Source organism: Bacillus sp. BPN334, from assembly GCF_008368885.1.
GTDB lineage: Bacteria > Bacillota > Bacilli > Bacillales > Bacillaceae_G > Bacillus_A > Bacillus_A wiedmannii.
This window is the reverse complement of sequence record NZ_QOZW01000016.1, coordinates 86,451-110,020: the sequence shown is the minus strand read 5'-3', so window position 1 is coordinate 110,020 and position 23,570 is coordinate 86,451. Positions and strand designations below refer to the sequence as shown.

Here is a 23,570-nt window from a genome sequence, read left to right as displayed (position 1 = left end):
ATGAAATTGCTAACTTTAAACTGTCACTCTTGGCAAGAAGAGAATCAAATGGAAAAGATAAAATATCTTGCTAAAGTCATTCAAGAAGAAGAGTACGATGTCATCGCATTGCAAGAAGTAAGTCAGTCGATACAAGCTGAAAATGTATGCGGTAACAAGAAAGAAGATAATTTTGGACTTTTACTATTAGAAGAGTTAAAAGCGTTACATGTAAAAGATTACAATATTACTTGGGATTTCTCTCATATTGGTTATGATGTGTATGAAGAAGGATTAGCGATTATAACGAAGCATAATGTTGTAAAAGAAGATACGTTCTTTATTTCAGAAAATAAGGATACAACGTATTGGAAAACACGCAAAATTGTAAGTGCGACAATTGCTTATAATGATAAGAACATCACGTTTTACTCTTGCCACCTCGGTTGGTGGAATGATGAAGAAGAATCATTCAAAGATCAAGTTAATCGTTTGATGGGGCGTGTAGACAGTAATGAACTTTCCTTCTTAATGGGTGATTTTAATAATAACGCTCGTTTACAAGGTGAAGGCTATGAATATATGATGCAAAAAGGTTTGTATGACACATATGAGCTAGCAATAGAGAAGGATGAAGGAACAACTGTCCAAGGTGAGATTGCTGGTTGGGATGAAAATAAACATAACTTACGAATCGATCTAATATTGTGTAACCAAAGTGAAAAAGTTCGTTTTTCAAAAGTCATTTTTAATGGTACGAACAGAAATGTAATTTCAGATCATTTCGGTGTAGAAGTACAAGTAGATATATAATAGAAGAAATCCTCACAGATGATGAAAAGCTGTGAGGATTTTTTTGAGGAATACAAGTATTTCCAAGAGAAAATACTTGTATTTTTTATGACATTTCCTATATATTTGTTATTATTGAATGTAAAACTAATTTGGTCATTTTGTATGCATACTTTTTTTACTTCGTTATATAATGAAGTAAGTGAAATATTTAATGGGAAAAATAGTGTATTTTCGTTTAATCCACGATGTAGAAAGTGATATAATTGCAAAATGTATGTATCATTTTCTAAAGAAGGAAAAATATATAATTAGGTGATAACTTCTATGAAACAAATTTGGCGTATTTATAAGACAGATTTACGGAATGTAGCTAAACATTGGGCTGCAATTGTTATTGTTTTAGGATTAATGATTTTACCATCTTTATATGCATGGTTTAACATTAAAGCTTCCTGGGATCCGTATGGAAATACAAAAGAGGTTCCCATTGCAGTTTCTAACCAAGATGCAGGATCTAATTTAAGAGGGAAAGATATTAATATCGGTGAAGAGATTGTAGATTCTCTTAAGAAAAACAAAAATCTTGGTTGGAAATTTGTAGATGAAAAACAAGCAATTCACGGAGTTGAGCGCGGAGATTACTATGCAAGTATTACAATTCCAAAAGATTTCTCTGAAAAGATTGCAACTGTTCTGGATGAAAATCCGCAGAAACCAGAACTTGATTACTATGTAAATGAAAAGGTAAATGCGATTGCACCGAAAATTACAGCAAAAGGTGCATCAGGTATTACAGAAGAAATTAGTAAAAACTTTGTTAAAACAGCAAACGGTGAGATTTTTAAAGTTTTTAATGATCTTGGAATCGATTTAGAAACAAACTTACCAAGTATCGAGAAAGTAAAAGATCTTGTATTTAAGTTAGAAGCGCAGTTCCCAGAAATGAATACACTGATGGATAAGGCGTTAGATGATGCGACTCGAGCAGAAGATGTTGTGAAGGTAGCACAAAAAGAGTTACCGGTTGTAGAAAGTGTTATTAATGATGGGCAAGAAGCGTTAGGGAATTTAGATAAATTCTTTGCAAACAATGATCAAACATTGCAAAATGCACCTGGGACGATACGAAATCATTTGACAGCAGCTAAAAATGTAATGGATAAAGCTAATGCTTTTACAGATTTTTTAATGCACCCGGGAATAGACTTTTCTGGTATGAAAGGGTTGCCTGAGTTTCCAGCACGTCCGGATCTTTCAAAGTTGAACGATGAAGGGTATAAAAATATTGCAAGAAATATTAATCAAACAGTGAATAACGTTTTAAACTCGGCACGTGCAGGAACAACATACGGGAAAAGTGTTGTAAACGGATTGCAAAATGGTCAATTTGATCCAGAAAAGGCAAAAAAAGATCTTAATGCGGTTTCTGAAAATCTTCAAGGTCGTACAGATAGTATTGCATATCTTATTAATGTATTTACTGAGCTTCAAAAATCGGCGACGACTGATTTTGGTCAAAGCTTTTTCCAAGGGCGAGTGGATCGCTTAACTAAGCTTAAAGGTAGTATGGAAAATGCAAATAACGGCATTAAAGATATTGTAAATGTTATCGGTACAGGACAAGAAGTAAAGAAAGATGTAACAGATGTAGCAAATCAAAAATTAGATGCAGCAAATGGATTAATTGATCAAGCAGAAAAAGATTATAATGAAACGTTTGTAGCAGATTATAAAAAAGCAGTTAGCACAGTTGATCAAGCTAAAGTTGATGCAAATGAAGCATATGATAGTGTGAAAAATGAATATGATAAGTTTAAAAATGGTGTTGAAGATGCTAAGGCAAACATATCAAATAAAGGTGTTACTGATTTAGAGTGGGCAAAAGTATCTTTAAACGATTTAAATGGTCAATTACAAGCTACTAATAATCTAATTGGTGATGCGATTCCGGTTCTAGAAAGCACAAATAAGGTATTAGCAGATGTAAATAGCGGAAAAAACCTTAATGGTGGAATTGCAAAATTGAACAAAATACAAAATTCTGTTCAAAAAGGTATAGATGCAACGAATAAAGCAACTACACTAATTAACAATGGACAGAAGCCTACAAAAGAGGTTGTAGAAAGTATTAATGAAGCTACTAAAAATGCTTCAGCTCAATTAGGCGATTTCTTAGCAACGTATGATTCGGAAATCGTTCCAAACTTTAACACAGCAATTGAACGTACGAAACGTATGTCTAAAAACACATCTCAAATTTTAAAAGAAGCAGATAAAAAGCTTCCAGATGTTAAAAAGTTACTAGAAGATTCATCAAAAGGCTTAGTAGACGGTAAAAAGAAATTAACAGACATTAAAGCTGACATGCCGGAAACTGAGAAAAAGATTAAAGACTTAGCAAATAAAATTCGTGATTTTGAATCTGAAGAGGATATAAAAGACATCATACGCTTATTGAAAAATGATGTTGAAAAGCAAAGTGATTACTTCGCGAATCCAGTAAATTTAAAAGAGAATAAATTATTTGCGATGCCAAACTACGGGTCAGCGATGTCACCATTCTATACAGTGCTTGCATTATGGGTAGGCGCATTATTAATGGTTTCATTATTAACAGTAGAAGTACATGAAGAGGGCGCGAATTATAAGAGCCATGAAATTTACTTCGGACGTTTATTAACATTCTTAACGATAGGTCTTTCACAAGCGTTTATCGTATCAATGGGAGATATATTCTTACTCGGTACGTACGTAGTCGATAAGTTCTGGTTTGTGTTATTTAGTTTATTTATTGGTGGAGTCTTCGTTTGTATCGTATACTCACTCGTTTCTATTTTCGGAAACGTTGGGAAATCGATGGCGATCATTTTACTTGTACTGCAAGTAGCAGGATCGGGCGGAACATTCCCAATTCAAATGACACCAGCGTTCTTCCAAGCAATTTATCCGTTCTTACCGTTCACATACGCAATTAGTGCAATTCGTGAAACAGTAGGCGGAATGCTTTGGGATATCGTAACGCGAGATTTACTTGTGTTAAGTGCTTTCGTAGTAGTTATGATTGTCGCTGCGTTATTACTGAAAACACCAATTAACAAATCGAGTGAAAAGTTTGTTGAGAATGCAAAAGGAAGTAAAATCATTCACTAAAATAAAAGGTTCCTACCGAGAGAGGTAGGAACCTTTTTGTTTAATCAAATTTTAATTTTTTTAATGCCTCTGCGAACGGGTTGTTTAATGGTTCTTCTTCTTTGTTCTGTTGTTTCATATATTTTTGAACGTCGCGCTTATCAGCTTTGTTTCCAGATTCTTTTTTACGTCTCTCTTGGAACGTGGAAAGTTTTTCGCGATAGCCACATTTACATGCGAAGATTTGGCCTGCACCTTCACCACGTAATTCTAATTTCTTCTTACATTGCGGACAGCGAGCGTTTGTTGTACGAGATACGTTTTTACGATGACCACATTCACGATCTTGGCAAACGAGCATCTTTCCTTTTTTACCGTTTACCTCTAGCATTGGTTTCCCGCAGTCTGGACAAGACTTCGTTGAAATGTTGTCATGTTTATATTTTTTATCACTCGATTTAATTTCAGAAACAATTTCTTTCGTATAGTTCTTCATTTCTGAAATGAATACTTCTTTTTTTAGTTTACCCTTTGCAATTGCTTCGAGTTTTTGCTCCCATTCACCAGTTAGTGTAGGAGATTTCAGTTCTTCTGGCACTAAATCAAGTAACTGACGGCCTTTTGAAGTAATGTGAATATCTTTACCACGTTTTTCAAGTAAGAACGAATTGAATAACTTGTCGATAATATCAGCTCGTGTCGCTACAGTACCTAATCCACCAGTTGATTTTAAAGTATCAGCAAGTTGTTTATTTTGCGTATCCATATATTTCGTAGGATTTTCCATTGCTGAAAGTAAAGTCGCTTCGTTAAATCGTGCAGGTGCTTTTGTTTGACCTGATGTTTGCATAATTAACTTTACAGTTAATGTATCGCCTTTTTCAATGTGAGGTAGAAGTTGTTCTTTTACGTCATCAGTTACATCATCATCTTCAAAGCGATTTTCATATACTTCTTTCCAACCGGCATGCAGAATAGTTTTTCCGCGTGCAATGAATGTTTCATTACCAACTTTTGTGCGTAACGTTAGTTGCTCGTACTCGAATGCCGGGAATAAAACTGCTAAGAAACGTTTTACAACTAAATCATAAATTTTACGTTCTTTATCTGTGAAGGCCGAGAAGTTAACGTATCCTTCTGTCGGAATAATTGCGTGATGATCACTTACTTTACTATCATCAACAAATGACTTATTAGACTTGATAGGCTTTTGTAATACTTTATGTGCTAAAGGACGGTACTCTCCAACGCCACATGCTTTTAGACGTTCTGGAAGTGTTCCAACGATATCAGATGAAATATAGCGTGAATCTGTACGAGGGTACGTTAGCACTTTATGTTGCTCATACAATTTCTGCATAATGTTTAACGTTTCTTTCGCAGAGTAACCGAACTTTTTATTTGCATCACGTTGTAATTCAGTTAAATCGTAAAGACCAGGAGAGAATGACTTCTTCTGTTTTTTATCAATTTCCACAACAGTAGCATTGTGTTTATCTAAACCTCTTACGATGCTATCAATTTTTTCTTTATTAAAACTGCGGCTATTACCATTTGCATCTTGCCAAGTTAGTTTTAACTGATTCGTTGTTTGTGCTTCGATGCCATAGTAAGTTTGAGATTTGAAGTTCTTTATTTCATCTTCACGATTAGCGATCATAGCGACAGTAGGTGTTTGTACACGGCCGCAATTCAGCTGGGCGTTAAAGCGAGTCGTTAATGCTCGAGTCGCGTTAAGGCCGATATACCAGTCAGCTTCTGAACGTGCAACTGCTGAAGCGTATAAATTGTCGTAGGCTTTACCTGGTTTTAAATTTGCAAAACCATCTTTAATTGCTTTATCAGTAACAGATGAAATCCATAAACGCTTAATAGGTTTCTGTATTTTAACTTTATCGATAATCCAACGAGCGACTAATTCTCCTTCACGCCCAGCATCTGTCGCTACAATAATTTCATTTACATCTTTTCTAAGTAGCTGACTTTTTACAGCATTAAATTGTTTCCCTGTTTGTTTAATCACCGTTAATTTCAAACGCTCTGGTAGCATCGGTAAATCTTCTAAATTCCACTGCTTATACTTCACATCATAGCTTTCTGGATCTGCTAATGTAACAAGATGACCTAAAGCCCAAGTTACAATATATTTACTACCTTCAAGGTAGCCATTTCCTTTTTTATCGCACTTAAGTACACGCGCAATATCACGTGCAACGGAAGGCTTTTCAGCGATTATAACGCTTTTTGACATATTTAAAACATCCTTTCAAATTTCCATACGTTAACTATAGCATACATCTTCTTGAGATTCAGTTTCGCTCCAAATTTGAATGTTTCTTAGTGGAGTGAACGAAATCTGTTTGAAATCAAATGATGGCGATAGAACATAATATGCACAATGATGAGACTATGAAAAATAGATACTTATTTATTATGCGTATTGTTTTATCAGTTGCTTCTATATGAAATAGAAAAGTAAAGAACTTGTTATTTTAGTAGAATAAGAGTAGACTTTGAAGTAGATGAATACTAAACACATGGGAGTTTGTGGAGACAAACTGAGAGTATGACTAATCCGTCATTGACCATTTGAACCTGTTGGATAATGCCAGCGTAGGGAGAGTGTAAAAGCACATGTTCAGGCACTTTGCATACGCGCAAAGTGTCTTTTTGTGTATCTCCCATCACTATAGTTAGGGGATGAGAAGGATGAATATGAAAGAAATTAGTAAAGTAGTGGATTTGGTGAGAGAATCTAATCCGCTCGTTCATAATATTACAAATGTTGTTGTAACAAACTTTACAGCTAACGGTTTGTTAGCGTTAGGGGCATCGCCTGTAATGGCGTATGCAAAAGAAGAAGTAGCAGAAATGGCTAGCATTGCTGGAGCGCTAGTATTAAATATGGGGACACTTCGTCCTGAAGAAGTAGAAGCGATGTTACTTGCGGGTAAATCAGCAAATGTGAACGATGTACCAGTACTGTTTGATCCAGTTGGTGCAGGAGCAACATCGTATCGAACAGAAGTTGCGAGGCATATTCCGGCTGAAATTGATTTAGCGATTATCCGCGGAAATGCAGCTGAAATAGCGAACGTTATTAATGAGAGCTGGGAAATTAAAGGGGTAGACGCCGGTGCTGGAAATGGCAATGTCGTAAGTATTGCAAGGCAGACAGCGGATGAATTAAATACAGTAGCGGTGATTACTGGAAAAGAAGATGTTGTTACAGATGGAGAGCGAACGATTCTTATTCGAAATGGTCACTCTATTTTAACGAAGGTTACGGGAACTGGTTGTTTACTAACTTCTGTAATAGGAGCATTTGTAGCAGTAGAAAAGGATTATGTAAAGGCAGCGGTAGCGGCATTAACGTTTTATGGTGTAGCTGCGGAACTGGCAGCTGCTAAGACAGTGGAAAAGGGACCTGGTAGTTTCCAAATTGAATTTTTAAACCAGTTAGCAAATACAACTTCAGATGATATTGAGAAGTATGGGAAGATTGAGCTTATATAGTAAGGAGGGGAACTAGATGTCACGTATTACAAAGGCTGAAATGTCTAGATTACTATCAGTATATTTTATTATGGGAAGTAACAATTGTGCGAAGGAGCCACTACAAGTATTGAGAGATGCACTTGAAGGCGGTATAACAATTTTTCAATTCCGTGAAAAGGGGGAAGACGCTTTAACGGGCGAGAAACGTATTTGTTTTGCAAAAGAACTACAAGCAATTTGTAAGGAGTACGGTGTACCATTCATCGTAAATGATGATGTGGAACTAGCTCTCGAGTTAGATGCAGATGGCGTGCATGTTGGCCAAGATGATGAAGGAATTACTTCTGTTCGTGAAAAAATGGGAGATAAAATTGTTGGTGTATCTACCCATACAATTGAAGAAGCACGCTGGGCAATTAAAAACGGAGCTGATTATTTAGGTGTTGGGCCTATTTTCCCAACGAGTACGAAAAAAGATACGAAAGCTGTGCAAGGAACGAAAGGTTTAGCTCATTTTAGAGAACAAGAAATTACAATACCAATCGTTGGGATTGGTGGCATTACAATTGAAAATACCGCTGGGGTTATAGAAGCCGGTGCGGACGGTGTTTCTGTTATTTCCGCGATTAGTTTAGCTGAATCTCCGTATGAAAGTACGAAGAAGCTAGTAGATGAAGTAAATAGGAGTTTGTAGGAAAAGGGAACTTCACAAAAATAGTAAAGAACATAATGGATGGTTAAAAATATTTAAACAAACGTTTGATTAAAAAAGCACAAACCCTTTAAAATTGTAGGTTTGTGCTTTTTCTTTAAAACATAATTGATATTAAAAGCATTCCAATTCCGATAGAAGTGAATGTTGCGATTAGGCCTGGAATCATAAAGCTATGATTTAAAACATATTTACCAATACCTGTTGTACCAGTGCGATCAAAGTTAATGGCAGCAACGATTGTTCCATAGTTTGGAATAAAGAAGTATCCATTTACTGCAGGGAACATCGCGATTAGTAGTGCTGGTGGAATACCGAGTGATAATCCTAGAGGCATTAAAGCACGTACTGTTGCTGCTTGGCTATATAGTAAAATAGATAGAATGAATAATGCGATGGCAAATAGCCATGGTGCACTTGTTACTAGGTGTTGAATTGATCCTTGAATCATATTTAAGTTTCCGTTAAAGAAAGTATCTCCCATCCAAGCGATACCGAAAATAGCAACAACTGCTGTTGCCCCCGCTTTAAAGACGTTACCAGACACGATGCTTTCTACATTTGGTTTGCAGAAAATAATAATAAGAGCTGCGATAGTTAACATAACCATTTCAATTGTGTTTGGCATGGAAAGACGAACTAACTTCCCGTCAACCATCCATCCTGGCCGAAGTGCTTCAAATGAACCGAGAAGGACGACAAGGAAAGTTCCTACTAAGAAAAGGATAACGGATAGTTTAGCGCCCTTTAAACCAACAAATTCTTTCTTCTCTTCAATTTTAGGAATCATTCCTTCTTTTAAACGTTTCAAGTATTCAGGGTCTTCATTTAATTCTTTCCCCATTTTGCTAGCAATAAATGCAGCTACCATACAAGCGATGAAGGTAGAAGGAATACTGACTTTTAAAATATCTAATAAGGTGATTTTATAGTCAGCTAGCATTGCTAAAAGTGCAACTGTTGCAGCTGATATAGGACTAGCTGTAATTGCTTGTTGGGAAGCGATTACGGCAATTGACATTGGTCGTTCCGGTCTAATCCCAGATTCGCGAGAGACTTCTGCGATAACAGGAAGTACAGAATAAGCAACGTGACCAGTTCCTGCGCACAGTGTAAATAAATAAGTAACAATTGGAGCAAAGAATGTAATGCGCTTTGGATTTTTTCGTAATGCTTTCTCAGCCAGATGAACAAGGTAGTCCATTCCTCCAGCGGCTTGCAGTGCACCGGCAGCTGTAATTACTGCTAAAATCATAAGCATTACATCAATAGGAGGAGCTGTAGGTTGTAAGTGAAAGACGAAAACAAGTATTGCCATACCAACGCCACCCATTACTCCTAGACCAACTCCGCCTAAGCGTGCGCCAATAAAAATGCAGAGTAGTAACGTAAGAAATTGTAGCCAAAACATGATAAACTACCTCCGAAATTCATTAGTTAAGATATATTCGAATAATTTAATTTGAATGAAAATTAAAATAAATACTCAAAATAATCCTTGTGTTATATACATTTTTTATTATATAACACAAGAAATATAACATTCACGTACTTTGTTAAATTATTTCGAAAAAATAATCCATTGAAACTTTACATTTGCATCTCTAAATAGGTAGACATTTTAATTCTTATGTTGTAATCTTTGATAGAGAATAATTTAATTCTCATAGAACTCCCATATCGTTCAACTCGTTCAGCGAGAAAGGCAAACTGATGGAAACATTAGGACGCAAAACTAAAGGAGCTAAGGCCGAAAGGCTATGCTAGCCAGTTACCGGACGGATAGGGTTGGTCTTGACCAATGCTCTTTTCATTGGTCTTTTTTTTATTTATAAACAAATGAGAACTTTTATCGATTGTTAATGAGGTTTATATTTTAATAGTTTTACTTTATATTAAGTTAATTAAGAAAGGTGATGTTAATGAAAAAATATTGGCACAGGTTATCATTTCTTCAAAAAAATGTATTGTTAACTGTGTTAGTTATTTTAACGCTTGTTGGTACTATGGGAGCATTAAGTTTTAACATGTTTCAAAATAGCATGATGTCTATATTTGAAAGGCACTCTTTTGAAACAGGAGATACGGTATTACATAAATTAGATGAAGAAATATTAAGAGATGTTGCAAAAGACCCAACGGCAGAAAGAGAAAAGAGAGAGAAGTTAACAGAGAAATTAGATGAATCAACGGAAGAATTGAACAGTGTTGGACAAACGTATATCGTTGGAGCGAAAAAAAATGAAAAAGGTGAGCTGCAAATCATTGATTTGTCTACAGGTTTAGCAAATGTTGTTGAAGTAAGGCCGGGAGAATATTATAAACAACCAGATCTTTGGATGAAAGCATATGATAAAGTAATGAGCACGAAAAAAGCAAACATGACAGAAATATATGAAGACGCATTAGGAACATGGGTAACGATATTAGAGCCAATTAAAGATGGAGAAGGTAACATTGTGGCACTAGTTGCAGCAGATGTAGATGCCTCTATTGTTCCTAGTACAAAGGAAAAGTTCATTATACAAGGTTTAATGTTTATTTGTATTTCTGTTTTAATTGCAACTGTTGTTCAATTCTTAATTGTACGTAACGCGCTTGCTCCATTGCGGGATTTACGTGAAGGATTGCGCAGAGTTGGTAAAGGTGATTTAAGTATTAAATTAGAGGAAAGACCAGATGATATTGGTATTATTAATGCGTATTTTAATAATACCATCGAGAAGTTTAAAGGAATTATAGATAAAGTGAAACAGACAGCAGAACAGGTTTCCTCATCTTCACAAGAATTGTCAGTGAGTACGAAAGAGAATAGCATGGCAGTCCAAGGAATCGTAAGTTCTATAGTTGAGTTAAGGGCTGGCGTTCAATCACAAGAAACTTCAGTACCAAAATATTTAAGTATTGTATATGAAATGGAAGATAGGATGGAAGAGATAACTAATATTGCAAAACAAATGGCAAAAGAGTCTGAAGGTACGAAGCATCATTCAGTAAAAGGAAATGGTGTTATTGAACAGGCGATTAATCAGATGAACATAATACAAAATGCAGTACAAGATTTATCTTCTATCATTCATTCTTTGGAAACAAGATCAAAAGAAATTAGTGATATTGTAAACGTAATTACAGGTATTTCAAATCAAACGAATTCGCTAGCTTTCAATGCTTCTATTGAAGCTTCACGTGCTGAGGCAACCGGAAAGGGATTTGCCGTTGTTGCTGATGAAGTGCGTAAATTAGCAGAGCAGACGGAAGCATCAGCAAAAGATATAGCGAAATTAATAGGGGAAACACAAGTTGAAACGGAAGAAGCTGTTGTTTCAATACAAAAAGCTTCAAAAGAAGTAGAATCCGGAATTAAACTTTTTCAAAGTAGTGGTGCTTTCTTTGAAAAAATTTCAAAATCAGCACAATCTGTTACAAATCAAGTTAGAGTTGTTTCTAGCAATTCAAGTGATATATTGCAAAATAGCCAAAATATTGTTCGTGTTGTAAATGAACTATCACTTATTGCAAATACGTATGCAAATAGTAGTAATAATATTGAAGAAAGTATGAAAGAGCAGGAAATGTCTGTACAAGATATTGCTGAATTAGCTAGTTCTTTAAGCTGGCTTTCACAGGAGTTACAAGAGTTAATAGGGGAATTCAAAAGTTAAATGAAATGATTATACGTGCTTTTGTTTGTTCAATAAAATAAATCATGCTACAATGAAAACGAATTAAGGACCGGGGAGCCAATTGGCTGAGAGGATGTAAACAAACATCGACCCTCAACCTGATCTGGATAATGCCAGCGTAGGGAGTTACTTAAAGTGATGTAGCATATGTTATTCTATAATAACTTGCATACAAGGCTTTCCTACGCAGTAGGAAAGCCTTTTCTTGTTTTAACATTTCATTTTATAAGGGGGATTTTACTATGTCACAACAAGTTACGATTTCATTTTCAGTAGTACCACAAGCGAAGAACAAAGATGTGTATTCTGTTGTCGATAAAGCAATTGAAGTTGTACAACAATCGGGAGTTCGTTATGAAGTAGGGGCAATGGAAACAACGCTGGAAGGAGAATTAGATGTACTTCTTGATATCATTAAACGTGCGCAACAAGCTTGTGTGGATGCTGGAGCAGAAGAAGTGATTACTTCTATTAAAATCCATTATCGTCCAAGCACTGGTGTAACGATAGATGAAAAGGTTTGGAAGTACCGTGATGAATATGCAAAACCAGAAGCAATCTAAAATAATTACAACAATTTGGCTTATCCTTCTCATAGCGATATGGGAAGGATCTGTTTCATTATTTAAAATTGAACCGTGGATTTTACCGAAGCCTTCTGCCATTGTTCAAGAATTAATTGGAATGAAAGATTTACTATTACCGAATACGATGCAAACGTTACAAGAGGTTCTAATCGGACTGTTTTTTGCGATTTTAATTGGGACAAGTATTGCAATTATTATGGATGTTATCCCCTTATTTCGTATTTTAATAAATCCGTTGCTTGTTATTTCACAAACGATTCCAATCGTTGTACTTGCACCGTTATTTATTATTTGGTTTGGATATGGAATGCTACCGAAAGTAATGGTAGTAATACTTGTTTGTTTCTTCCCAATTGCGCTTAGCATTTTAGAAGGTTTTCAAACGGTAGATAAAAATATGTTGAAGTTGTTGCAAACGATGAAGGCAACGAAATGGCAAGTTTACCAGAAAGTAAAGTTTCCAGCAGTGCTGCCATACTTTTTCTCAGGTTTAAAAATTGCAGTTACATATAGCGTAATGGGAGCAATTATTGGGGAATGGCTCGGTGCAAGCGAAGGATTAGGAGTTATGCTTACAAGGGCTACAAAATCCTTTTTAACAGCCCGAGTATTTGGTGTGGCAGCAATTATTGTTATGGTGACATTATGTCTGTATTTTATCGTGGAGTTTATGGCAAGAATAACAGCACCATGGATATATAGAAAGGACGGCAGAAAATGAAAAAAGGTTTAAAAGTTATGTTGGCTGCCTTATTAGCAGTAGGTGTGGCTGGATGTAATCCGGCGAAGAAAGAAGAAAGTGCAAGTAAAGATCAAAAAGTAAAAGTAGTATTAGATTGGTTTCCGAATACGAATCATACTGGCCTATATGTAGCGCAAGCGAAAGATTATTATAAAAAGCAAGGCCTCGATGTAGAAATTATTCAGCCTGGTGATAATGTGACAGCGGAGCAAATGATAGCTTCTGGAAAAGCCGACTTCGCAATAAGCGCACAAGAAAATGTAACGTTGGCTCGTGTGGAAGGTATTCCTGTTGTATCTGTAGGAGCAATCATCCAACATAACACTTCAGCTTTTGCATCACTTAAAAAAGATAATATGACGTCACCAAAAGATTTTGAAGGTAAACGTTACGGTGGCTGGGGAGGACCAGCAGAAGAAGCAACGCTGAAGACAATCATGGAGAAGCATCAAGCTGATTTTAATAAAGTTGAAAAAATCATCTTAGGACAAACAGATTTCTTTAAATCAATCGGTCGTGATGCAGACTTTGAATGGATATATTACGGATGGGATGGAATTGAAGCGAAGCGCCAAGGAAAAGAGTTAAATACGATTATGGTGAAAGACTTAGACCCAGCGCTTGATTTCTATAGCCCTGTTATTATTACGAGTGAAAAACATACGAAGCAAGATAAAGACTTTGTGAAAAAGTTTATGAGTGCAACGACAGAAGGTTATAATTTTGCAATTAAAGAACCGAAAGAAGCTGCTGATATTTTAATTAAAGCAGTTCCAGATGTGAATAAAGAATTAGTACAAGAAAGTCAAAAATGGTTAAGTACGAAGTATCAAGATGATGCAAAAGCGTGGGGAGTACAGAAGGAAGAAGTTTGGACGAATTACATGAATTTCTTATATGATAACAAAGTTATTAAGAAGAAAATTGATGTGAAAGATGCCTTTACAAATGAGTTCCTTCCAAGTGAAAAATGAGTGGATTACAAATAAAAGAGATTGTAAAAGCTTTTGATGGAAAGAATGTATTGGCAAATATTAGTGCTTCTATACGAGAGGGAGAGTTCGTTTCCTTTGTAGGACCGAGTGGTTGCGGGAAAAGCACATTATTAAATATAATTGCAAATGTTGAAAGCCCAACAAGTGGGAATGTAACGTATAAGGATAGGCACGTACAAGAGCAAGATGTTGTAAGTTATATGCCGCAACAAGATTTATTATTACCTTGGCGATCAGCTTTGCAAAATATAGTTCTTCCATTGGAAATCGAAGGGAAACCGAAAAAACAAAGGCTGACAGAGGGAATGGAAGCATTAAAGCAATTTGAACTAGATGAATATGCAGACCATTATCCAGATGAATTGTCTGGTGGTATGCGTCAAAGAATTAGTTTTTTGCGCACATATTTATGTGAAAAGCCAATTATGCTACTTGATGAGCCTTTTGGAAAATTAGATGCCTTTACAAAAATGGAAGTACATAGCTGGCTTTTAAACTCTTGGCACCAAGAGAAGCAAACAATCGTTATGGTTACACACGACCTAGATGAGGCAATCTTGCTTTCAGATCGCGTATTTATTTTATCTCAAAGACCAGCCTCAATAGTTGGTGAGGTACAAGTGAAATTACCTAGACCGAGAACGATGGATATGTTAACATCACTTGAGTTAAAGAAGGATAAGGAAGAAATTCTGAGAGTATTAGCTCCTTATATGAAAAAATAGAAAAAGTCTTTTAACAGTTTTTGGTATAATTACTGTTAAGAGGCTTTTTTATATAGGGGGAGAAAGATGAAATCTATAGAGAAAATAGTTGATTCATTAACGCCGGACAATCTTGAAGAAGGAAAGTCCTTATTAAAAAATCATATTTTATTAATGAAGTATGGTATGGAACATCATGAATTAAAAGAAGAAGAGATGTCAGAAGTTTTAAAGTGGGTTCAAGGCCGGAATCAATTGAGAGAAGATGTTCCAGAATTACGCGATTTACATTTAATTAAAAAGTTTCAAGTGGTATTAGATGAATTTATTCATTCTATAATTTCAAATGGTTATGTGGAAGATGCGGTAGAAGTTTTAGAGAGTGTATTAAAAAGTATGGGAGCAGTCGCTCATATTGTAAAAATTATGTTTGTTGGCAAAAGAAAAGTTAATAGAAATTCTTTAGAAATGGTAGAAGGGTTAAAACGAGAGTGCTACAACTTAATGGAACAGCGTGCTGCTGTCGGGTTGCATGCTCAAATCTTTCATGTTTTAGGTTTTGTTCATTCCATTCAGTTTGATTTAGAAGAAAGGTCGCAGGAACATGGACGAACTGTAATAGGCCTTTTAACGGATTTTAAGACGAAGGAATTGAAATCTGTACAACAATTTCAAAACGAAGAACATATTCCAGAAGTGAAAAATATGGTTAGTAAAGAGTATGGGGTAGAACTACAAAGAAGAATTTATATTTGGAAATCGTTAACGCTCATCTTTACAAGTCCATATGCATTAGAAAAGATGTATAAAGAAATTTACGCAGAAAATGAAAAAGCGGAGAAGGAACAAAAGAAAAAATAGAGAATAAAATATAACAGAGTAGTTTATACTCTTAATATAACAAATGTTAAAGGAGTGAAAGGATAAAATGACTTTATCAACTGTTCTTCAAATGGTTTTAGCTTGATGCGGGAGAAGTCTGCCCATTTTTAACGATTAAGCTAAATTGAAGACAGCAGGTAAAGAACCTTAATCCTTTTTTACTATAATATGTAATGGGTAAGGTGTATTCACCTTACCCATTTTTTATATATACAATTAAATAAGGCTTTATACTGTTGCTCTCTCTATTTAGCTTATGAACTATAAGTAGAGGAGAGAAAAAAATGAGTATATTAACAGTAGAAAATGTAAGTCATTCGTATGGTGAGAAAACCATTTTATATAATGCGTGTTTTCGACTATTAAAGGGCGAGCATGTTGGGTTAGTTGGGAAAAATGGAATTGGAAAATCAACATTGTTAAGGATTTTAACAGGAGAACTTATACATGATGACGGAAACATTGAATGGTTTCCACATGTGAAGGTAGGTTTTTTACAGCAGCATATGGATTTACAAGAAGGAATAACAATTGAGGGATACTTACAAAGTGCATTTTCTAATTTGTATGCGGTTGAATGTGAAATGTTAAAAATTGCTGAAGAAATGAATGGAGCAGGAGAAATAGAAAAGTTGTTAGTAAAGTATGGAGAATTACAAACTATATTGGAAAGTTCTAATTTCTATCAAATTCATACAGAAATTGAGGAAGTAGCAATCGGTTTAGGTTTATTTGAAATGGGGCTTAAAAAGGATGTTTCAAAGTTAAGTGGAGGACAGCGAACAAAGTTATTACTTGGGAAGCTCCTTTTAGAAAAAGCTGATGTTTTATTGCTAGATGAGCCAACAAACTATTTAGATACAGCCCATATAGAATGGTTGCAATCGTATTTGAGACTGTATGAAAAAGCTTATGTAATCATTTCACATGACGAAGCATTTTTGAACAATATTACGAATGTTATTTATCATCTAGAAGAACGGAAAGTGAAGCGGTACGTAGGAAATTATGAAAAATTTGTGCAAAGTTATCAATTGCAAAGGAAACAATTACAATCGGCGCATGCGAAACAACAAAAAGAAATCTCTCAGTTAGAAACATTTATTCAAAAAAATAAAATTCGAAAAGCGAAACAGGCTAAAAGTCGAGAGAAAGTATTGGAGAAAATGCAAAGGATTGAAAAGGTTAATCATGTACCTCGATCCCGTTTTGATTTCAATGTTTATGAGGAGCCAGTTAGTCGCATATTACAGGCTGAAAAACTAAGGATAGGATATAGTTCTCCGTTATGTCCAGAATTGAATTTGCAAGTAAAAAAAGGAGAAAAGATAGCGATTGTTGGTCATAATGGGATTGGAAAAACGACAATGTTAAAAACGTTATTAGGTCAAATAAAGCCGCTAAGCGGTTCAATTTCTGTTGGAGAACGAGTAAATCCTGCTTATTTTGCGCAGGAGGAGTTTGCTTCAGAAACAACACCATTAGAAAAAGTTTGGGCAGAACGACCAGATATGACAAAGAAAGAAGTACGCCAAGTATTAGCAAAGTGTGGATTGAAAGAAGAACATGTATTAAAACCTATTCGTTTATTAAGCGGCGGGGAACAAACGAAAGTACGTTTATGTGAACTTATCGTAACGAAAAGCAATGTTTTAATTTTAGATGAACCGACTAATCATTTGGATATAGAAACAAAGAAGTCTTTGCAGGAAGCGTTACAACAATATAAAGGAACAGTTTTACTTGTCTCACATGAGCCTTCTTTCTATGAAGCATGGATAACAAAAGTATGGAATATAGAAGAATGGGACGCTGAACGATATGAATAAAGAAAAGGCATTAGCTTGTATAAGCTAATGCCTTTTCTTTGTGATTAACATGATTTTCGAGAACTCTTACATGAGAATTGTATGAAGAAGCACTCTTATGGTGCGCTTATAAGCGTGCTTTTTCTTATGTTATGTTTATATTTAGATGCCTTTCCCTAACAGGCGACTATCTTTCTTTATATATATAGATAGTTTGAAATGGAATGAAAATAATTCCTATATGTAAAGAATAATGTGATTAGTATAGGAAGACAATAGAACTTAAAGGAAATTCATGTAAAATTCAGATGAACTTCACATGAACTTCATATTAGAAACTAAATATGATTATAATAGGTTATTATAATATCAATTTGTGATTTTTCATAAAATTAAAAGTTTGAATTTAGGATAGAGCACTCAAACCTAAATTCAAACTTTAGTGAAATAATTAATGGAGGTTACGTTTAGTTTTCGCTAATAGATGCATTTAAAAGTTCGGCAGGATTGCCTGTTCCTGCCCCTCCGATTGTAATCGATCCACCAGGAGGAATTTCACCATTCCATCCTGCATTCGTAATTACGTAATGATTATTTGTTTTACTACTAATTTTAGAATCCCAAACTTGTGTTAAATTGCCGTTATAATCAAATTCTAATTTCCAGTTTTTAATAGAGGTCGTTCCACTATTTTTAATTACAATCGAGAAGTTGTAACCACTTCCCCAATTTGAAGTGACTGAAAAGGTAGCATTCCCATTTCCACCAGGAGGTGTTGTGTTAGTATCGTCTGTTTTTACAATAATAGAAGTAGGCTGTGATTTATTCCCAGCAGCATCCTTTGCTATTACTGAAAATGTGTATTCTATATTAGATTTTAAATTTTTAATTGTAATGCTATTTGTTGTTGTACTCCATTTCTCTTCTCCGGCAGTAATTTCATATTCCGTAACTCCTACGTTATCAGTAGATGTAGTCCAGTTTAATTGAACGGAGTTTGAATTTTTATTTGTAACAGCAATATTTTTTACGTTTGTTGGTGGTTCAGTATCTTTTTGAGTAATAGGTCCACCAAGTAATTCTTTTACTAGCGTATCAAGTAATTTTGGCCCACTACAACTATATTTTGGACTTGTACGGCAATCCCCGCTTAGTTCCCAAAACATTGCGCCACTTAAACCCTTTGTCTTTATATAGTCTGTTTTATATTTCATAGATTCGTTGTCATCATAGCTAATAAACGTGCCTGTAGTCGCATTATATAAATAAGGTACTTTCGCTACATCGTTCCAGTGGCGAACAAAACCATTTTTATTAACATAATTAGCTGCTAAATCACCGTAATCGTACACACCTGTGTCACCGGTAGAGTAATCATCCCAAGTACCTTTAGAAGCGAGCTTTCCATCACTACCTGGTTTACAAGGTTGGTATTGCCCGTTATTTTCTTTTCCGCAATTTTTCCATCCACGTCCGTAAAAAGGTACACCTAATACGAGTTTATCCGCTGGAACCCCTTCATTTGTATAAATGTCTATTGCACCATCTACGTAAAATTTCGTATCTGCTGCTGGGTCATTTGGATCTTTGTATAGAGCTGCATTATGGTTAGAAGTAGCTTCCCATCCACCGTGGAAATCATATGTCATAATATTAATCCAATCCAGTATTTGAGAGATTTTCTTTAGCTCTGTATGATCAGCATAACGTTGGCTTGCACCTGATGCGATTGTTAGTAAGTATTGTTTACCATCTTCTGCACCAGCTTTCGTTAATGCATTTCGAACATCTTGAAGGAGTAGGGTGAAGTTTTGCTTATCTTCAGGACGATAACTACCACCAGGAATCGTTTCTACACCCGGATATTCCCAGTCTAAATCAACGCCGTCAAATCCATATTCGCGAAGAAAAGCTACTGTAGATTCAGCGAATACTTTTCTTGTTTTTTCATCAGCGGCCATATCAGAAAAACGGTTAGACCAAGTCCAGCCACCAACGGAAATAATTGTTTTTAAGTGAGGAAACTTAGCTTTTAATCGTTTCAGTTCTCCGAAATTTCCACAGCGGGCGTATTTATCACAATCTTCCCAAGTTGTACCTGATCCCGGATAAGATTTTGTGACATCAGCCCATGGTTCACCGAGTACGAGAGTACCATTAGGGACCTCTTTATTTTGCAGTGGTACACCAGACTCTTTACAGTTCCACGTTTGTTTATTCGGATTATCAGGGTGAGTAGAAGGGTTTCCATGTTTTCCATTCCAGCAAATATCAGCGAAAGCATAGTTTAAATGAGTTAGCTTGGATGCATCAATGTCTGCAACTTGATAATTGCGTCCGTAAATACCCCATGAAGGAAAATACCCAACAATTTTTTGACCTTGCTTTGGTGAATTTGCTAATGCAACATTTGGAGTAATAAAGTTTGTGAGAAAAAGAGGTAAGAAGAGTAGTAGAGATAGTAATAGCAATGTGAATTTTTTGGAGCTCATAGTCATTTCTCCTTTCAAAATAAAAGATATATTTAAAGGCGTACGCCAGTAAACCAAAGTGAATCTAGACGTATGAAACGTCTAGATAAAAATGATCAGACATCACGAAGTCTATACAAGGGAGCTGGGGGTGATTAAATCGTAGCAAATGTAAGATTTAGTGTAAACGCTTTATTTGATTCGGAAAGATTTTCTCAATATGAAATGGCTCTAACACAGACTACACATGAAAATAAAATATTGATTAGGGAGGAAAAGGCTCCTTGTAATTAAATTTGAGAAAAAATTGTATACAGTCAATTTGTAATAGCGTAGCAAGATGAGAAAATATCATGTAAAATAATAGTAAAAATATGTAAAGGAGCGAATGGTGTGGATGTCTTTTTGAACATTGCTGAAGAAAAAATTCGACAAGCAATACGGAATGGAGACCTTGATCATATTCCGGGAAAAGGAAAACCACTACAATTAGAAGACCTTTCAATGGTACCTCCAGAACTTAGAATGAGTTATAAAATCTTAAAAAATGCGGGTATGATTCCACCAGAAATGGAACTACAAAAAGATATATTAAAAATAGAAAACTTAATTGCATGCTGTTATGATGAAGTAGAGAGAAAAGAATTACAAGAAGAGTTAACAGCAAAAACGCTGCGTTTTCAGCAGGTAATGGAAAAGAGAAAGATTAAAGATAGTTCAGCTTTTCGTATGTATCAGGGTAAAGTATTTCGTAAATTACGCTAAGAGGGATAAGATGAATACATTTGAAACGATAGAAGAATTAGCGACATATATTGAAGGACAACAATTAGTACTGCTGTTTATTAAAACGGAAAATTGTGGTGTTTGTGATGTTATGTTAAGAAAAGTAAATTGCGTATTAGAGAATTATGATTACGTAGAGAAAGTAGAAATATTACTACAAGACATGCAAGAGATCGCAGGGCGATATGCAGTATTTACAGGACCAACAGTTTTATTATTTTATAATGGAAAAGAAATTCTTCGTGAATCGCGCTTCATTTCACTTGAAAATCTAGAAAGAACCATTCAATTATTCAAAGATTAAGGGAGGCTTTTATATGGAATTTATTATTGTCATATTATTATTTGTTGTAGTTGGAACGATCGTAACAGCAGTTCGATCAAACAAAAAGAAGGTAAATCTTACAAAACAAAATAACATTCATAATTCATCCAACAGCTCATCACCATTATTTTTCTTTGCTGGATCGGATAATGATGGCTCGCACGATGGAGGTTCACATGATTGCGGAGGTTCTTTTGGTGGAGATAGTGGAGGTAGCTGCGGTGGTGGAGGCGGCGGTGATTGATGAGAATACGCCCTATAGGGGGGCGTATTTCTTTTTAAACAAACGTTTGATTAGTTGGCTTACATATGCATAAAAACAGTTAAACAAACGTTTGATTAATATTTTTAATGTAATAAGGGGAATAGAAATGAAAAGGGAACCGAAAGTGAAAAATAAGGGGAAAGTAATGTTATTTTTATTAGCTGCGGGAGGCGTATTTCTTGTTAAATTAGGATTTAAAATTGGAATAATACATATGATTCGAACGTGGTTTGAAAGTACGTTTTCTTAAATAAGGAATATAGCCTCTTGCGATAGAGGTTTTTTATTTGTTATTATTAGACTGAACGGTCGGTTTAAAGAGGTGTAAATATGAGAAGAAGTACAGAAGAGATAAAGAAAGAAATTGCTTATAAAGCAGAAAGTCTGTTTTCACAGAAGGGTTATGCAGCTACATCTATGGAAGAGATTTGTGAAATTACAGAGCGAAGTAAAGGAAGCATTTATTATCACTTTAAAAGTAAAGAAGAATTATTTTTATTTGTAGTAAAACAGCATACGTATGATTGGCTTGAAAAATGGAATGAAAAAGAGAAGTTGTATAGTACGAGTACTGCAAAACTATATGGTCTCGCGGAATATTATGTAGAGGACATACAGCAACCCATTTCAAATGCAATAGAGGAATTCTCTATGAGCCAAGTTGTAAGTAAAGAAATTCTGGATGAACTGTTAGCTTTAACTAGAGAATCATATGTTATGTTTGAGAAACTAATTGAAGCAGGCATACAGTCTGGAGAGTTTCGTGAAGATAATACGCGCGATCTTATGTATATTGTGAATGGATTATTATCAGGGCTTGGAGTACTTTACTACGAGTTAGATTATAAAGAACTGCAACGTATCTATAAAAAGGCAATAGATGTATTGTTAAAAGGAATGGCAGCTGAATAATAGGTCAGTTGCTTTTCTTACAAAATAAATTAGACCGAACGGTCGGTTTATGAAAGGGGGAATGAAAATGAACGCTTTATTTAAAAACCGAGCATTTATGCTCGTTATGGCATCTGATATTTTACAACAATTTGCAATTTGGATCAGAAATATGGCTCTTTTATATTTCATAATGGAGCGAACGAATAATGATCCAGTTTCAGTTTCGTTGTTATCGGTTATGGAATATGCACCTATTTTTATTTTCTCGTTTATCGGTGGTGCACTAGCTGATCGCTGGAATCCGAAAAGAACGATGGTTGCTGGAGACGTATTAAGCGTACTGTCTATTATAGGAATTGTCTTGTTGTTAAAGCTGGATTATTGGCAGGCTATATTTTTTGCAACACTCATTTCCGCGATTGTAGGTCAGTTTTCTCAGCCATCATCTTCGCGTATATTTAAGCGCTACGTAAAAGAAGAGCAGGTAGCAAATGCGATTGCATTTAACCAAACGTTACAGTCATTATTTCTGATTTTTGGGCCAGTAGTAGGATCGCTTGTGTACACACAACTTGGTTTATTTACGTCACTATATAGCTTAATCATTTTATTTTTGTTATCTGCTATAGCCCTTTCATTTTTACCAAAATGGGTGGAACAAGAGCAAGTGGCGAGAGGTTCATTAAAAAATGATATAAAAGAAGGATGGAAATACGTTCTTCACACGAAAAATTTACGTATGATTACGATTACTTTCACCGTTATGGGCTTAGCTGTTGGACTAACGAATCCATTAGAGGTATTTCTTGTAATAGAGCGCCTTGGAATGGAAAAGGAAGCAGTTCAATATTTAGCCGCAGCTGATGGAATCGGTATGTTAATCGGTGGTATTGTTGCTGCAGTTTTCGCTTCAAAAGTGAACCCGAAAAAGATGTTTGTATTCGGTATGAGCATATTAGCAATGTCATTTTTAGTAGAAGGGCTATCTACATCATTTTGGATTACTAGTTTCATGAGGTTTGGAACAGGTATTTGTTTAGCTTGTGTTAATATAGTCGTCGGTACGCTTATGATTCAACTTGTACCAGAAAATATGATTGGAAGAGTAAATGGAACAATTTTACCACTGTTTATGGGGGCAATGTTAATCGGAACTTCACTAGCTGGAGGATTGAAGGAGATGACCTCACTAGTTACTGTATTTTGTATAGCAATGTCACTTATTTTGTTAGCAATAGGTCCGGTTTTACGTATGCAAATAAAGAAAGAAGATATTGTGAATCGAGAGGAAATGACGAATTGATTAGTTTCGAAA

General features: G+C 35.3%; 20 protein-coding genes and 3 riboswitches. Of the genes, 17 read left to right on the top strand and 3 right to left on the bottom strand.

Annotated elements, in window-relative coordinates:
• Together DN393_RS23950 and DN393_RS23940 are read left to right on the top strand one after the other, a co-directional pair.
• Window positions 1–792 (top strand): endonuclease/exonuclease/phosphatase family protein, encoded by a 792-nt coding sequence (locus DN393_RS23950; RefSeq protein ID WP_064477218.1) that lies wholly within the window; start codon window positions 1–3, stop codon window positions 790–792.
• 306 nt (window positions 793–1,098) lie between these two features.
• On the top strand, window positions 1,099–3,924 hold the full coding sequence (locus DN393_RS23940) for a YhgE/Pip domain-containing protein (protein ID WP_098111292.1): 2,826 nt from the start codon (window positions 1,099–1,101) through the stop codon (window positions 3,922–3,924).
• Between the two features lie 40 nt (window positions 3,925–3,964).
• On the opposite strand, the gene topB is transcribed toward DN393_RS23940, so the two are convergent.
• A complete protein-coding gene (topB, locus tag DN393_RS23935; RefSeq protein WP_064477220.1) occupies window positions 3,965–6,154 on the bottom strand; it encodes a DNA topoisomerase III in 2,190 nt (729 codons plus the stop codon).
• Between the two features lie 276 nt (window positions 6,155–6,430).
• Window positions 6,431–6,540, top strand: a riboswitch (TPP riboswitch).
• A 63-nt stretch (window positions 6,541–6,603) separates the two neighbouring features.
• Here topB and thiM point away from each other — a divergent pair.
• Both thiM and thiE read left to right on the top strand, forming a co-directional pair.
• Window positions 6,604–7,419 carry a hydroxyethylthiazole kinase gene (gene thiM / locus DN393_RS23925; RefSeq protein WP_339328658.1) on the top strand — a complete coding sequence of 272 codons (816 nt, stop codon included), beginning with the start codon at window positions 6,604–6,606 and terminating at the stop codon, window positions 7,417–7,419.
• Between the two features lie 16 nt (window positions 7,420–7,435).
• Window positions 7,436–8,095, top strand: coding sequence for a thiamine phosphate synthase (gene thiE / locus DN393_RS23920; RefSeq protein WP_064477222.1), 660 nt, complete (start codon window positions 7,436–7,438; stop codon window positions 8,093–8,095).
• A 115-nt stretch (window positions 8,096–8,210) separates the two neighbouring features.
• Here thiE and DN393_RS23915 read toward each other — a convergent pair whose 3' ends face one another.
• Window positions 8,211–9,524, bottom strand: a complete 1,314-nt coding sequence (locus DN393_RS23915) for an anaerobic C4-dicarboxylate transporter family protein (RefSeq protein WP_088046926.1) — start codon at window positions 9,522–9,524, stop codon at window positions 8,211–8,213.
• Between the two features lie 283 nt (window positions 9,525–9,807).
• A riboswitch (cyclic di-GMP riboswitch) is annotated at window positions 9,808–9,892 on the top strand.
• 143 nt (window positions 9,893–10,035) lie between these two features.
• Between DN393_RS23915 and DN393_RS23910 the strand changes: the two genes are divergently transcribed.
• The 7 genes from DN393_RS23910 (at window position 10,036) to DN393_RS23880 (ending at window position 17,535) form a co-directional block, all read left to right on the top strand.
• Window positions 10,036–11,775, top strand: coding sequence for a methyl-accepting chemotaxis protein (locus DN393_RS23910; RefSeq protein ID WP_064477223.1), 1,740 nt, complete (start codon window positions 10,036–10,038; stop codon window positions 11,773–11,775).
• A 61-nt stretch (window positions 11,776–11,836) separates the two neighbouring features.
• Window positions 11,837–11,938, top strand: a riboswitch (TPP riboswitch).
• Between the two features lie 100 nt (window positions 11,939–12,038).
• A complete protein-coding gene (locus DN393_RS23905) occupies window positions 12,039–12,359 on the top strand; it encodes an MTH1187 family thiamine-binding protein (RefSeq protein WP_000082897.1) in 321 nt (106 codons plus the stop codon).
• On the top strand, window positions 12,331–13,104 hold the full coding sequence (locus tag DN393_RS23900; protein WP_001057159.1) for an ABC transporter permease: 774 nt from the start codon (window positions 12,331–12,333) through the stop codon (window positions 13,102–13,104). Before DN393_RS23905 ends, DN393_RS23900 begins: the two co-directional genes overlap by 29 nt.
• A complete protein-coding gene (locus DN393_RS23895) occupies window positions 13,101–14,099 on the top strand; it encodes an ABC transporter substrate-binding protein (protein WP_046958852.1) in 999 nt (332 codons plus the stop codon). The genes DN393_RS23900 and DN393_RS23895 overlap by 4 nt, the downstream gene beginning before the upstream one ends.
• Entirely contained in the window at window positions 14,096–14,845 is a 750-nt protein-coding gene (locus DN393_RS23890) for an ABC transporter ATP-binding protein (RefSeq protein ID WP_098110763.1), read from the top strand. The genes DN393_RS23895 and DN393_RS23890 overlap by 4 nt, the downstream gene beginning before the upstream one ends.
• Before the next feature lie 66 nt (window positions 14,846–14,911).
• A complete protein-coding gene (locus DN393_RS23885) occupies window positions 14,912–15,685 on the top strand; it encodes a hypothetical protein (RefSeq protein WP_088046928.1) in 774 nt (257 codons plus the stop codon).
• Between the two features lie 305 nt (window positions 15,686–15,990).
• Window positions 15,991–17,535, top strand: a complete 1,545-nt coding sequence (locus DN393_RS23880; protein ID WP_098110762.1) for an ABC-F family ATP-binding cassette domain-containing protein — start codon at window positions 15,991–15,993, stop codon at window positions 17,533–17,535.
• A gap of 446 nt (window positions 17,536–17,981) precedes the next feature.
• On the opposite strand, the gene DN393_RS23875 is transcribed toward DN393_RS23880, so the two are convergent.
• Window positions 17,982–20,006 (bottom strand): glycosyl hydrolase family 18 protein, encoded by a 2,025-nt coding sequence (locus DN393_RS23875; RefSeq protein ID WP_098110761.1) that lies wholly within the window; start codon window positions 20,004–20,006, stop codon window positions 17,982–17,984.
• Between the two features lie 372 nt (window positions 20,007–20,378).
• On the opposite strand from DN393_RS23875, the gene DN393_RS23870 reads away from it, so the two are divergent.
• From DN393_RS23870 to DN393_RS23845, 6 genes are all read left to right on the top strand, one after another.
• Window positions 20,379–20,750 carry a DnaJ family domain-containing protein gene (locus DN393_RS23870; protein WP_088046931.1) on the top strand — a complete coding sequence of 124 codons (372 nt, stop codon included), beginning with the start codon at window positions 20,379–20,381 and terminating at the stop codon, window positions 20,748–20,750.
• Between the two features lie 10 nt (window positions 20,751–20,760).
• Window positions 20,761–21,075, top strand: coding sequence for a thioredoxin family protein (locus DN393_RS23865; protein WP_064477227.1), 315 nt, complete (start codon window positions 20,761–20,763; stop codon window positions 21,073–21,075).
• Window positions 21,076–21,088: 13 nt separating this feature from the next.
• The gene (locus DN393_RS23860; protein WP_064477228.1) at window positions 21,089–21,340 is read left to right on the top strand and encodes a hypothetical protein; all 252 of its coding nucleotides are present in this window, start codon (window positions 21,089–21,091) and stop codon (window positions 21,338–21,340) included.
• A gap of 127 nt (window positions 21,341–21,467) precedes the next feature.
• On the top strand, window positions 21,468–21,611 hold the full coding sequence (locus tag DN393_RS23855; RefSeq protein WP_000817976.1) for a hypothetical protein: 144 nt from the start codon (window positions 21,468–21,470) through the stop codon (window positions 21,609–21,611).
• An 80-nt stretch (window positions 21,612–21,691) separates the two neighbouring features.
• Entirely contained in the window at window positions 21,692–22,273 is a 582-nt protein-coding gene (locus DN393_RS23850; RefSeq protein ID WP_064477229.1) for a TetR/AcrR family transcriptional regulator, read from the top strand.
• A gap of 67 nt (window positions 22,274–22,340) precedes the next feature.
• Window positions 22,341–23,558 (top strand): MFS transporter, encoded by a 1,218-nt coding sequence (locus DN393_RS23845; protein ID WP_149173996.1) that lies wholly within the window; start codon window positions 22,341–22,343, stop codon window positions 23,556–23,558.
• Window positions 23,559–23,570: the final 12 nt, after the last annotated feature.